The organism is Pedobacter psychrophilus (assembly GCF_001652725.1).
Lineage (GTDB): Bacteria > Bacteroidota > Bacteroidia > Sphingobacteriales > Sphingobacteriaceae > Pseudopedobacter > Pseudopedobacter psychrophilus.
This window is the reverse complement of sequence record NZ_LWHJ01000011.1, coordinates 82,774-95,986: the sequence shown is the minus strand read 5'-3', so window position 1 is coordinate 95,986 and position 13,213 is coordinate 82,774. Positions and strand designations below refer to the sequence as shown.

The 13,213-nt window shown below is 33.4% G+C and carries 7 protein-coding genes and 1 pseudogene; 3 read left to right on the top strand and 5 right to left on the bottom strand.

Features of this window, described 5'->3' with window-relative positions:
• The first annotated feature begins 175 nt into the window (after positions 1 to 175).
• Both A5893_RS00850 and A5893_RS00845 read left to right on the top strand, forming a co-directional pair.
• Positions 176 to 1,480: a UDP-N-acetylmuramoyl-tripeptide--D-alanyl-D-alanine ligase gene (locus A5893_RS00850; RefSeq protein ID WP_068820643.1), complete on the top strand. Its 1,305-nt coding sequence runs from the start codon at positions 176 to 178 to the stop codon at positions 1,478 to 1,480.
• A 61-nt stretch (positions 1,481 to 1,541) separates the two neighbouring features.
• Positions 1,542 to 1,943 (top strand): hypothetical protein, encoded by a 402-nt coding sequence (locus A5893_RS00845; RefSeq protein ID WP_198342234.1) that lies wholly within the window; start codon positions 1,542 to 1,544, stop codon positions 1,941 to 1,943.
• 29 nt (positions 1,944 to 1,972) lie between these two features.
• Here A5893_RS00845 and A5893_RS00840 read toward each other — a convergent pair whose 3' ends face one another.
• The 4 genes from A5893_RS00840 to fumC form a co-directional block, all read right to left on the bottom strand.
• Entirely contained in the window at positions 1,973 to 2,329 is a 357-nt protein-coding gene (locus tag A5893_RS00840; protein ID WP_232456782.1) for a nuclear transport factor 2 family protein, read from the bottom strand.
• A 5-nt stretch (positions 2,330 to 2,334) separates the two neighbouring features.
• Entirely contained in the window at positions 2,335 to 4,698 is a 2,364-nt protein-coding gene (locus A5893_RS00835) for a S9 family peptidase (protein ID WP_068820641.1), read from the bottom strand.
• Between the two features lie 179 nt (positions 4,699 to 4,877).
• Complete coding sequence (locus A5893_RS00830; RefSeq protein WP_068820640.1) at positions 4,878 to 5,696, bottom strand: N-acetylmuramoyl-L-alanine amidase; 819 nt, start codon at positions 5,694 to 5,696, stop codon at positions 4,878 to 4,880.
• A gap of 63 nt (positions 5,697 to 5,759) precedes the next feature.
• Complete coding sequence (gene fumC, locus A5893_RS00825) at positions 5,760 to 7,157, bottom strand: class II fumarate hydratase (RefSeq protein ID WP_068820639.1); 1,398 nt, start codon at positions 7,155 to 7,157, stop codon at positions 5,760 to 5,762.
• 145 nt (positions 7,158 to 7,302) lie between these two features.
• Between fumC and A5893_RS00820 the strand changes: the two genes are divergently transcribed.
• Positions 7,303 to 8,484 carry a serine hydrolase domain-containing protein gene (locus A5893_RS00820; RefSeq protein WP_198342233.1) on the top strand — a complete coding sequence of 394 codons (1,182 nt, stop codon included), beginning with the start codon at positions 7,303 to 7,305 and terminating at the stop codon, positions 8,482 to 8,484.
• A 404-nt stretch (positions 8,485 to 8,888) separates the two neighbouring features.
• Here the strand turns inward: A5893_RS00820 and rpoC are convergent.
• Positions 8,889 to 13,180 (bottom strand): annotated as a pseudogene (gene rpoC, locus A5893_RS00815) (DNA-directed RNA polymerase subunit beta').
• Between the last annotated feature and the right edge of the window lie 33 nt (positions 13,181 to 13,213).

The following is a 13,213-nucleotide window of genomic DNA, read 5'->3' as shown; positions in this document are numbered from 1 at the left end:
CTAAATAAAAAATTATGAGTTACTTAATTTAGGCCGACTTATATCTAAAAAACAGTAAAATTTGTATATTAATTACAATTTTTGAAAGATTTGAGAAACTTAACACCCAATAAAAGTCGTATTATCATCAAATAAAAAACATTAACTAATTTAGCTATCCTCGAATCAACTTTATATGAATATTTCAGATTTATATCAAATATATTTAGCCCATTCTCAAATAATTACAGATACCCGTAAAATAAAAGAGGGCAATTTGTTTTTTGCACTACGTGGCGAAAATTTTGATGCTAATTCATTTGCTGAAACTGCATTAGAAAAAGGGGCAGCTTTCGCGGTGATTGATAATCTTATCTATAAAAAAGATGAAAGATATATATTAGTAAATGATACCTTAATTGCTTTACAAGAATTAGCAAAATACCATAGAGAGCAATTAAAAATTCCTGTAATTGGTTTAACTGGTTCTAACGGAAAAACTACCACCAAAGAGCTGATTAATAGTGTACTTTCTCAAAAATTCAAAACTTTAGCAACTACAGGTAATCTAAATAATCATATTGGAGTTCCATTAACTTTATTAGAAATCGATGCATCTCACGAAATAGCGATTATAGAAATGGGTGCCAACCATCAAAAAGAAATTGAGATGCTTTGTGAAATTTGCCAACCAAATTATGGCTTGATTACCAATATTGGAAAAGCACATTTAGAAGGTTTTGGTGGAGTAGAAGGCATAAAAAAAGGCAAAGGAGAACTATTTGATTTTTTGGAGAAACATAGTGGAACAGCTTTCATCAATAAAGATAGCGACGTTTTAACTAAAATGGTGCAACAGAGAAATTTAGCATCTAAAATTTATTATGGTAAAAGTCATGATAATGATGTTTCTGGCGAATTGATATCAAACCAACCTTATTTAGAAATAAAATGGAAGCATAAAGATAAAGAAAATCACCAAGTTTTAAGTCAATTAACTGGTACTTATAATTTTGAGAATATTTTGGCTGCAATTGCTATTGCCTTAAATTTTGGGCTTTCGCCCGATGAGATTAATAAAGGAATAAAAAATTATCAGCCTCAAAATAACCGATCACAAATTACCAAAACCATTAAAAATACTGTGGTTTGTGATTTTTATAATGCCAATCCAAGTAGCATGTTGGTCGCCATAGAAAATATAAATCAGCTAAAAGCGGATAAAAAAATATTGATTTTAGGCGATATGTATGAACTTGGTGATGAAACAGAATTAGAACATCTAAACATAATTACCAAAGCATTTTCCTATCCTTTTAATGAGATTATCTTTATTGGCGATTATTTCTATAAACAAAAACAAGATTTAAAAAACGTGGTTTTTTTTGAATCTACCAGAAAAGCTACCGATTATTTAAAAGAGAAGAATTTAAGCGATGCTTTGGTTTTGGTAAAAGGATCTAGAGGAATGAAACTGGAAAGTTTGATGGAGTTTTTGTAATTCAATTATGAGCTTTAGGTCAAAGAAAAGATGGGCTAGAAGAAAATTTATTCACCATAAATTGAAGAGAAGGCTTATCATCTTTATCATAATGTTTATGATTATGTCGGGCATTATGATATATGATTTACTAACTGGTAAAATCAATTTTTGGCTAGCATTTTTGGCTTTTGGCTCTGGAAACTTATTGGGTTATTTGGTAGGCAGCATCAGTAAAATAAAATGGCATGAAGAGGATAGCGTAGTAATTGCAAAAATGGACCGCATTGGCATTATCATTTTGGTTATTTATTTAAGTTTCTCGCTTTCGCGAAGATGGATTTTTGGACATTGGATACATGGCGACATGCTATCGGCTTTTTCTTTCAGTTTTGCCGCTGGTGTAATTTTAGGGAGGTTTATTAGTACAAGAATTAAAATCAGGAATGTACTTAAAGAGCAAGGAAGATTAATGAAACCTTGAGGTTTTACGTTAATATTAATTTATTCTATCTATTCAAGTTCAATATCCATTCTTCTCAATAAGTTGTCTTCTAATGTATAGATGTGTTTAACTATTCCATCAAATACTTGGTTTCCTTTTAAATCCATAACTATTTGGTGAACAGTTACTTCAAATGTTCCGTTAGGTCTCTCAATAAATCCAACTGGTTTTACAGTCGGATTTATTTCTGTCCATTGTCTTGTCCAATATTCTCTTATATCATTATGTCCAATCACATAACCGCCTTCAAATGCCTTAGGCCATTGTATATCAGAATGAAATGTAGAAAGTGCTTTGTCAATATCTCTTGAATTAAAAGCAGTGTAAGCTTTTTTAATTAAGCTTTCAAAATGAGTAATCATCATACTTATTAATTATTCAAGTTCTCTTCAAAAAGCTTGTAAATCCTAGAATATTCGTCTCTCCAGCTAGTTGGTTCTTCAAACCCATGGTCTTCAATTGGAAATGCAGCTAACTCCCAATTGTCTTTTTTCAACTCTATTAAACGCTGACTTAACCTTACAATATCCTGAAAATTGACGTTCAAATCTAACATCCCATGGCACATTAATAAATGTCCTTTTAAACCATCGGCAAAATTAATTGGCGAACTGATTTGATAAGACTTTTCATCATTATAAGGTTCGTTTAAAATATTAGAAGTGTAACCATGATTATAATGCGCCCAATCTGTAACAGAACGTAATCCTGCTCCTGCTGCAAATACATCAGGAGTAGTGAACATCGCCATCAGCGTAATGAAGCCACCATAAGAACCGCCATAAATCCCAATTTTTTTTGGATTAACGCCATATGAATCAACCAATAATTTTGCTCCGTCTACTTGGTCGGTCAAATCTTTTCCGCCCATGTGGCGATAAATTCCAGTTCTAAAATCTCTGCCGTAACCTGAGCTTCCAGTATAATCAATATCCAAAACGGTATAACCATTATCTGCTAATAAATTATGGAACATGTATTCTCTAAAATAACTGCTCCATTGATAGTGCACATTTTGCAAATAACCCGCTCCATGAACAAAAATTACCGCTGGTTTTGTCGCATCAGCATTTTTTGATTGGTATAATCGAGCATAAACTTTTGTCCCGTAACGATTATTAAAAGTGACCATTTCTGGATCTCTCCACTGGTAAGATTCAAATTCTTTAGTTGTTGATTGAGTAATTTGTTTAGCTTTTGCTCCTGCTTTGTTTGGTTGTAAATATAGCTCCCAGGGTTTGTTAGAATAGCTATATCTAATGGCTAAATATTTTTCATCTGGCGAAAGCGAAATTTCATTTCCCCCTTTCATAGATGTAATTTTCACAGCTTCACCACCAATAACAGGTATTTTATAAAAATGAGTAATCCCAGGGTGCTCCATATTTGCCGTAAAATAAAACGACTTTTTATCAGCAGAAAGATTTAAAGTTTGTACCTCGTAATTACCATTGGTAATTTGGTTTTTAACTTTTGTATTGGTATTTAAAGTATAAATATGTGAATAACCAGAAGCTTCACTTTGGAAATAAATAGTTTCGTTATCAATCCAATCAAGACTTCCACCGCCAAAAGAACCACCAATTCCTGGGCCTCCAATCCATGCTTCGTCTCGTTGCCTATCCAATAAAGTTAAATTTCCATTTTGCGGGTTTAACTCCATTATCCAACGGTCTTTATTGTCTTGAGAAAAAATAGAAACAACCGCTTTTGTACCCCTCTCGTTCCAAACTGGCAATCCCATATTCACTTCACGGTCGGCATTTTTCTTTTGCCTTTCGGCGAGTTGTTGCGGATAATCCTTTACGTAATCAGGTAAATCTTTTATGCCAACAAGCGATGAGGTTTTGATACTAATTAATGTATCTCTATCAATATCGTATATGAAAGAAACCGATGTTGATTGTGAAGCCCCAACTTTTGTACGGCCATTAATGGGTGTTGTAAAACCAGAAGAATCTACATAATTAGGCACAATAGTGTTTTTTGCCTCTGCCCTTTTAATTAGTCTATAAGTGATGTAATCTCCATTTGGGCTAATTTGTAAACCGTTTAAAGAAGCGTCATCTATATTTATTTCTTTAGGACGTTTAACTTCATTAAATTTTGCTTCTAATTTGTTTTCTGAATCTTCCTTTTTTTCTTTTTTTAGGATGTCAAACAAATTGAGTTGCTCGTTCTTTAACCATTTTTCTTGAGCATTTAATTTAGCTTCACCTTTAGGTTTGCTTCTTACAAAATTGGTTATTTGTATTAATTCTCCATTAGATAATGATTGTTGATACAAATTATCGCCTCTTTGGTAAACAATTGCAGTTTCGTCTTTATTAAAATTTACTCCAGATTCTCTATCTAAAGTATTAGTAAGTTGTTTAGATTTTCCTGTTTTAATAGCTAACAAAAAAATATCTCCATTTTTTTCGTAAAGTTTTTGTGTCTTTGATTTGTTTAAAGTGCCTCTAAATGAAGGCAATTCTTTCTCTGCATCTTGACTCAATTCTTTGGGTTCTGTATCAGATGTTGTGATAAAGTACGTTGAACTTTTGCTTTCACCTTTTGGATTCCATTGAAAGTATATAGTCTTACTATCTGCACTCCATTGTATGTTTGTTGGAGAAGTTCCCATCCAAACTGGATCTCTCATAATTTTATCAACGGTAAGTTTACCTAATTCTTGAGCTTGTGATATAGCAACATTAGCAATTAAAAATAGCGTGAGTAATTGTTTTTTCATTTTAATGATATTGAGGATTAGCAATTTAAAAATTAAAAATTGCAGATGCTAACGGTAACAGAAAAATAGCAGAACATTATTAATTCTTCCTGGTGAAATGAATATTTAAGGAAAAATCTATCCCCAACATAAATCCTATCAAAAAATTAATCCTAGGATAAGTTTGGAATTTATTTACATCAATATTTCCTGTAAAGGTTATACAAGACACATTTGTCCCAATCTGTCATTACAGGGTTTAAGTCTAGCTGAACAAAATGTCTTTTAAAAGCGATGATTGCTGCGGGTAAATCATTGGTATCATAACCAATTCTTCGCAAAGCGCCTTCCACATCAAAATCTGCCGGTGGGGGAAAATTTGGAATATTATACCATAATCCAAAACCATTCTCAGCTAACTTTTTCCACGGAAATAAAATGCTTGGATCTTGCTTCCTTTTTGGTGAAATATCAGAATGACCAATAAAATTAGCAGCTGGGATATTATAAGTTGTCTTTAATTTCGTTAGTAAAATCATTAAACTATTTATCTGTATATCAGAAAATGGCTCAAGTCCATTATTATCTAACTCAATTCCTATAGAACAAGAATTCATATCAACATTATTACCCCATTTACTTAAACCAGCATGCCAAGCCCTTAATTCGTCATTTAACATTTGCACAACTTGCCCATCTCTACCAATAACATAATGTGCACTCACCTGGGTACGTTCTAAAGTGAAAGTAGTTAAAGTAAGCGCTAAAGAGTCTTGTGCAGTATGATGTATGATAACAAAATCTGGTCTTCGTGTTCCAAAATTTACGGTAGGAACATAGCTGGTTTTTAATGGATTACCTAATGAATCTATTAAAACGGGAGCTAAATTAATATCTAATTTCTCAGTAACTTCTTGAACTTTTTCGTCTTGTATTTTTTTCGCTTCCTGAAAAGGTTTTGGAGAACAAGAAGAAAATAAAATACTTATTACTAAAATAGATAGGTGTTGAAATTTCATGTGATGATATAGAAGAACTTACGAAGTTTTAAAAACTTCGTAAGTTTAAATTTAATAATTCAGTTATTTTAAAGATCCAACCATCTCCTCTGGTTTCACCCATTCTGTAAATTGTTCTGTTGTAAGCAAGCCCGATTCTACTGCTGCTTCACGTAAAGTCTTATTTTCTTTATGTGCTTTTTTAGCGATTTTTGCTGCATTTTCATAACCAATATGCGGATTTAAAGCTGTTACCAACATCAAAGAATTTTCTAAGTGCTTTTGTATTTCTGGCAGATTAGGTAAAATACCTTTTGCACAATTATCATTAAATGAAACGCAAGCATCACCAATTAAACGGGCAGATTGCAATACATTTGCTGCAATAACTGGTTTAAAAACATTCAACTCGAAATGCCCTGTAGATCCGCCAATAGAAACCGCAACATCATTACCCATCACTTGCGCACAAACCATTGTCAAAGCTTCTGGTTGAGTTGGGTTTACCTTTCCAGGCATAATTGAAGAACCTGGTTCGTTATCAGGAATTATGATTTCTCCAATACCACATCTTGGGCCTGAGCTTAGCATACGAATATCGTTGGCAATTTTCATCAAAGAAACCGCTGCTCTTTTTAACGCTCCAGACATTTCTACCATCGCATCATGTGCTGCCAAAGCTTCAAATTTATTGGGTGCAGTTATAAAAGGTAAACCTGTTAACTCTGCAATGTATTTGGCTACCATGACATCATAACCTTTTGGCGTATTCAATCCCGTTCCTACAGCTGTTCCGCCTAAAGCTAATTCTTTAACTGCCTCTAAAGCATTATTAATAGTTCTGATAGAATTAGTTAATTGTTGTGCATAACCAGAAAATTCTTGTCCTAAAGTTAAAGGGGTAGCATCCATAAAATGGGTACGTCCGGTTTTTGTGATTTCAGCAAATTCTTCAGTTTTATTTGCCAGCGTATCTCTTAATAAAGTCAATCCTGGCAATGTAATTTCTACCACTTGTTTGTAAGTAGCAATGTGCATTGCCGTTGGGAAAGTATCGTTAGATGATTGTGATTTATTAACATCATCATTAGGATGCAAAACCTTTTTATCATCGCTTAAATCACCACCATTCATCACATGTGCTTTATTGGCAATTACCTCGTTAGCATTCATGTTTGATTGAGTTCCAGAACCTGTTTGCCAAATAACCAAAGGAAATTGATCATCCAAGTTACCGGTCAATATTTCATCACATGCTTTAGCAATCAAATCTCTTTTATTGGCAGTTAAAACGCCTAAATCTGTATTAGTCATCGCTGCAGCCTTTTTAAGATAAGCAAAAGCATGGATAATTTCCTTCGGCATAGATGCCTCAGGCCCAATTTTAAAATTATTTCTAGATCTTTCGGTTTGCGCTCCCCAAAATTTATCAGCGGGAACTTTAACCTCTCCCATAGTATCATGCTCTATTCTATATTCCATTTTTTTGATTTTGTTGATGTTGCTAAATTAAGATTTTTTACCGTTTTGTAACGTAACCAAAAGGTTATAATAATGTTTAAAACTCCTTTAATTAAATCTTGATATAATTTATAATTTTCGCCTTCGTTACAATCAAAAACAAAAAATGATCAAATTAAAATTGCCGTTACTTTTACTTTCAATACCTATATTTTTATCCGCTTGTTCATCAAGTAGTTCTAAACAAAAAGCCGAAGAAGAGAAGAAAACAGATCCAAAACGTGATAGCTTGTTATTGATTTATAATTCTTCTAAACCTGATAAAAAAATTGAAAATTATTTTGAAGATATCCACAAAAAAAGAAATTTTAACGGAAATGTATTAGTAGCTAAAAAAGGAAAAATAATTTATGAAGGTCATTTTGGTTGGGCAGATTATCTTCATCGAGATTCATTAAAAATGGGTTCTGTCTTTCAATTGGCTTCCATTTCAAAAACAATGACGGGAACGGCCGTATTGATGTTAATGGAACAAGGAAAGCTAAAGTTATCTCAAACTGTTGATCAATTCTATCCCGAATTTCCATATAAAGGCATCACTATAGAAATGTTATTGAGCCATAGATCTGGTTTAAATAATTACGTTTATTTTACGGATGGCATTTGGAAACAAAAGTATAAAGGCATGACTAATAAGGATGTCATTAAGCTTTATGCTGAGTATAAACCTGCACCTTATTTCCCCCCTAATAGGCAATTTCATTATAATAACACCAATTTTATGTTATTAGCGGCAATTGTAGAAAAGGTAACAGGTCAAGACTTTGACATCTTCATGAAAGAAAATGTTTTTAAACCTGCCGGCATGAAAAATACTGCCATTTACAGTACTGCAAAATATGAGAAAATCCCAGTTGATGTTGTTGGTCACGATAGGATATGGCGCAGATCTGTTCGTCAAGATTTTTTAGATGGAACAACAGGTGATAAAGGTGTTTACTCTACTGTTGAAGATTTATTTCTGTTTGACAGAGCTTTGAGAGATGGTCTTTTATTAACTAAAACAACTTTAAACTCTGCTTACACGCCGCATAGCAAATTACAAAACAATTATTTTGGTTATGGTTTAGGTTGGAGAATGTTTGTAGATTCAGCTAAAAACGAACAAATCATTTATCATACAGGTTGGTGGCATGGTTTCCGTCATATTTTTTTGAGAGATATGAAACGTGACATCACCATTGTTATATTGAGTAATCTGGTAAATGGCAGCATCAATCAACTAGATGACCTTTATAAAATTTTAGGAATGCCTGTGGTAAGGCGTGGCGTTAGTGATGAAGATTAAATAAAATCATTATACTAGATATTAATTGATAATTATTAAATTCAATAGTAGAATAATTTGGGCGTTTTAACGGGCTATTCACTGTATCTTTTTTGCTAATTGCTTATCGGTGATAGGCAAAAAAGGATGCCGTTTCTATCCCTAACGCAATAAACAAAGAAATTACTTTATTATATAGGCATAGATAATACCTAGGGTTACTCCTATCTGACCAATCCAAAATAGAAGCATCCATTTAATAATTTGTCATTTAGTATTTGCTAAATCCTCTTTTGAAGCCAACAAATTGTTTTTCATATTCATAATACCAGAAAACTTTTATAACAAAAAAAGACCTGCAAAAATGCAGGTCTTAAATTTTTGAGAGTCTCAATACTCATCCCGATAGCTATCGGGACTAAAAATTAAGCCTCAACTTCTTCCTCTTCTTCTTTCTTAGAAGCCATTAACTTATCGTATTCTTCTTGAGAACCAACAATGATTCTTTCGTAATCACGTAAGCCTGTTCCAGAAGGAATTAAGTGTCCAACGATAACGTTTTCTTTCAATCCTAATAAATTATCACGTTTACCAGCAATTGCTGCTTCGTTCAATACTTTAGTAGTCTCTTGGAAAGATGCGGCAGAAATGAATGATTTAGTACCTAAAGATGCTCTGGTTATACCTTGCAACATTGGGCTTGCAGTAGCTGCTCTTGCTTCTCTTGCACTAACTAATTTCAAATCCTTACGTTTTAACTGAGAATTTTCATCACGTAATTTACGTACAGATAAAATTTGACCTTCTTTTAAAACTGTAGAATCACCTGCGTCTTCAACAACCATTTTATCGTAGATATCATCGTTTTCAATTGCGAAATCAAATCTATCAACAGCTTGTTTTTCTAAGAAACTTGTATCGCCTGCATCTTCAATCAATACTTTCTGCATCATTTGGTGAACGATGGTTTCAAAGTGTTTATCGTTGATTTTTACACCTTGTAAACGGTAAACTTCTTGTATACCATTAACTAAGTATTCTTGTACAGCAGCAGGACCTTTAATTGATAGAATATCTCCAGGAGAAATAGCACCATCAGATAAAGGCATACCAGCTTTCACAAAGTCATTATCTTGTACCAAAATGTGCTTAGAAAGCGGAACCAAGTATTTCTTTATTTGTCCATCTCTTGATTCGATAGTTGCTTCACGGTTACCACGTTTGATACCGCCTAAAGTAACCACTCCATCAATTTCAGTTACAACAGCAGGATTAGAAGGATTTCTTGCTTCAAATAATTCTGTTACCCTTGGTAAACCACCGGTAATATCTCTTGTTTTTCCAGTTGTACGAGGAATCTTAACTAAAATTTCTCCCATTTTAATCTCATCACCTTCATCAACTGAAACGTGTGCACCAACAGGAACGTTATATTCTCTGATAGAACCACCTTTTTTGTCAACAACTTTAACAACCGGGTTTTTAGTTTTATCTCTTGTATCAATAATTACTTTTTCTCTGTGACCAGTTTGCTCATCAGACTCCTCACGGAAAGTAACACCTTCAATTACAGATTCAAATTCAATCTTACCTGTAAATTCTGAAATAATAACAGCATTATATGGATCCCAAGAACAAATCTTATCTCCTTTAGTTACTTTATCTCCCTCTTTTACAAAAAGGAAAGCACCATAAGGAATATTATTTGTCATGATTACTCTACCAGAATTGGCATCAGTAATTTTAAATTCACCAGAACGTCCTAGAACTACTTCTGTAGCTCCGTCTTCTGTTGTCTTGGTAACAGTTCTTAAATTTTCAAATTCAATGATACCATCAAATTTGGCATTTATTTGAGATTCTGCAGCAATGTTAGATGCAGTACCACCACGTGGAATGTACGTAAAGTTAACTGTGTACCTGGTTCTCCAATAGATTGAGCAGCAATTACACCAACCGCTTCTCCCATTTGAACTGGCTTTCCAGATGCTAAGTTACGTCCATAACATAATGCACAAACTCCTCTGGTAGCTTCACAGGTTAATACAGAACGTATTTCTATACCTTCTAATGGAGATTCTTCAATTCTTTTAGCAATCTCTTCAGTAATATCCTGATCTGCTTTTACATATAATTCATTACTAACAGGATCATAAACATCATGTAATGAAGTACGACCTAAAATTCTGTCATATAATGGTTCAACGATATCCTCTTGGTCTTTTAAAGCGGTAGTAAACATGCCTCTTAAAGTACCACAATCATGGTGTTTAATAACCATATCTTGTGCTACATCATGTAAACGACGTGTTAAATAACCCGCATCGGCAGTTTTTAATGCTGTATCGGCTAAACCTTTACGAGCACCGTGAGTAGAAATAAAATACTCTAATACAGATAATCCTTCTTTAAAGTTAGAAAGAATTGGATTTTCGATAATCTCTCCACCTGAACCAGATTTTTGAGGTTTCGCCATCAATCCCCTCATACCACATAACTGACGAATTTGTTCTTTAGAACCACGAGCTCCAGAATCCAACATCATATAAACTGAGTTAAATCCTTGATTATCATTAGTTAACTGCGTCATTACATGAGAAGTTAATCTATTGTTAATACGTGTCCAAATATCAATAATCTGATTATAACGTTCATTATTAGTAATGAAACCCAAGTTGTAATTATTCATTACATCATCAACTTCTTTACGGGCTTGCTCTAATAAAGTATGTTTTTCATCAGGGATATTTAAATCTTTCAGATTGAAAGATAAACCTCCTCTAAATGCTGATTGGAATCCTAATGTTTTAATTTCATCCAAGAAATCTGCAGCACCAGCCATACCAGTTACTTTTACAACCTCACCAATAATATCACGTAATGATTTTTTAGTTAAAAGTTCATTAATGTAACCTACCTCTTTTGGTACTACTTCATTAAATAATACTCTTCCAACAGTTGTATCGATAATTTTTTCTACCAAAACACCATTTTCTTTGATGTGAGCTTTTACTTTAATAAAAGCATGTAAATCAATTCTCTTTTCGTTGTAAGCTATATTTACTTCTTCTGAAGAATAAAATGTTTGTCCTTCTCCTTTAATTATATGTCCTTCTTCAGTTTTACGGCCTTTGGTCATATAATAAAGACCCAAAACCATATCCTGAGATGGTACTGTTACTGGAGTTCCGTTAGCTGGATTTAAGATATTATGAGAAGCTAACATCAAGATTTGAGCTTCCAAAACTGCAGCGTTACCTAGTGGTACGTGAACTGCCATCTGGTCACCATCAAAATCGGCGTTAAATGCTGTACATACTAAAGGGTGCAATTGAATTGCTTTTCCTTCGATTAATTTTGGTTGGAAAGCTTGGATACCTAATCTGTGCAATGTTGGCGCTCTGTTTAAAAGAATTGGATGTCCTTTTAGTACATTCTCCAAAATATCCCAAACTAATGGATCTTTTCTATCAACAATTTTCTTAGCAGATTTAACTGTTTTAACTACTCCACGCTCAATCATTTTACGAATGATAAACGGTTTAAATAGCTCAGCAGCCATATCTTTAGGTAAACCACATTCGTGTAATTTCAAAGTTGGTCCAACAACAATTACAGAACGTCCGGAATAATCCACACGCTTACCTAATAAGTTTTGACGGAAACGACCTTGCTTACCTTTTAATATATCTGATAAAGATTTTAATGCTCTGTTACCTTCAGTTTTAACAGCATTCACTTTACGTGAGTTGTCAAATAATGAATCTACAGCTTCCTGTAACATACGTTTTTCATTACGTAAGATTACTTCTGGAGCTTTAATTTCCATTAATCGTTTTAAACGATTGTTACGGATAATTACTCTTCTGTAAAGATCATTTAAATCTGAAGTTGCAAAACGACCACCTTCTAAAGGAACTAACGGACGTAATTCTGGTGGAATTACAGGGACGATTTTTACAATCATCCACTCTGGGTTATTCTCTATACGAGTTTTAGCATCACGGAAAGCCTCAACAACTTGTAGGCGTTTTAAAGCTTCGTTTTTACGTTGTTGTGAAGTTTCGTTTGCTGCCTGGTGACGTAAATCATAAGATTGTTGATCTAAATTCAATCTTTTTAATAAATCTTCTAAAGCTTCAGCGCCCATTTTGGCGATGAATTTATTAGGATCTTTATCATCAAGATATTGATTGTCTTTAGGCAACTTATCTAAAATATCTAAGTATTCTTCCTCTGTTAAGAAATCCATGTAACTAATTCCTTCGTCGGTCATCATACCAGACTGGATTACTACATATCTTTCGTAATAGATAATTAAATCTAATCTTTTTGTTGGTAATCCTAAAAGGTAACCAATTTTGTTAGGCAAAGATCTAAAATACCAAATGTGCGCAACCGGAACTACCAAGTTAATGTGTCCCATACGCTCACGACGTACTTTTTTCTCAGTAACCTCAACACCACAACGATCACAAACGATTCCTTTGTAACGAATTCTTTTGTATTTACCGCAATGACATTCGTAATCTTTAACCGGACCAAAGATTCTTTCACAGAATAAACCATCACGTTCAGGCTTATAAGTTCTGTAATTGATGGTTTCTGGTTTCAACACTTCTCCACTTGATCTTTCCAAAATTGCTTCTGGAGAAGATAAACTGATGGTAATAGAAGTGAAATTACTTTTTATTTTACTATCCTTTTTGTAAGACATATTCTTTCTTTAAGTTGAAAGTTAAAAGTTGTA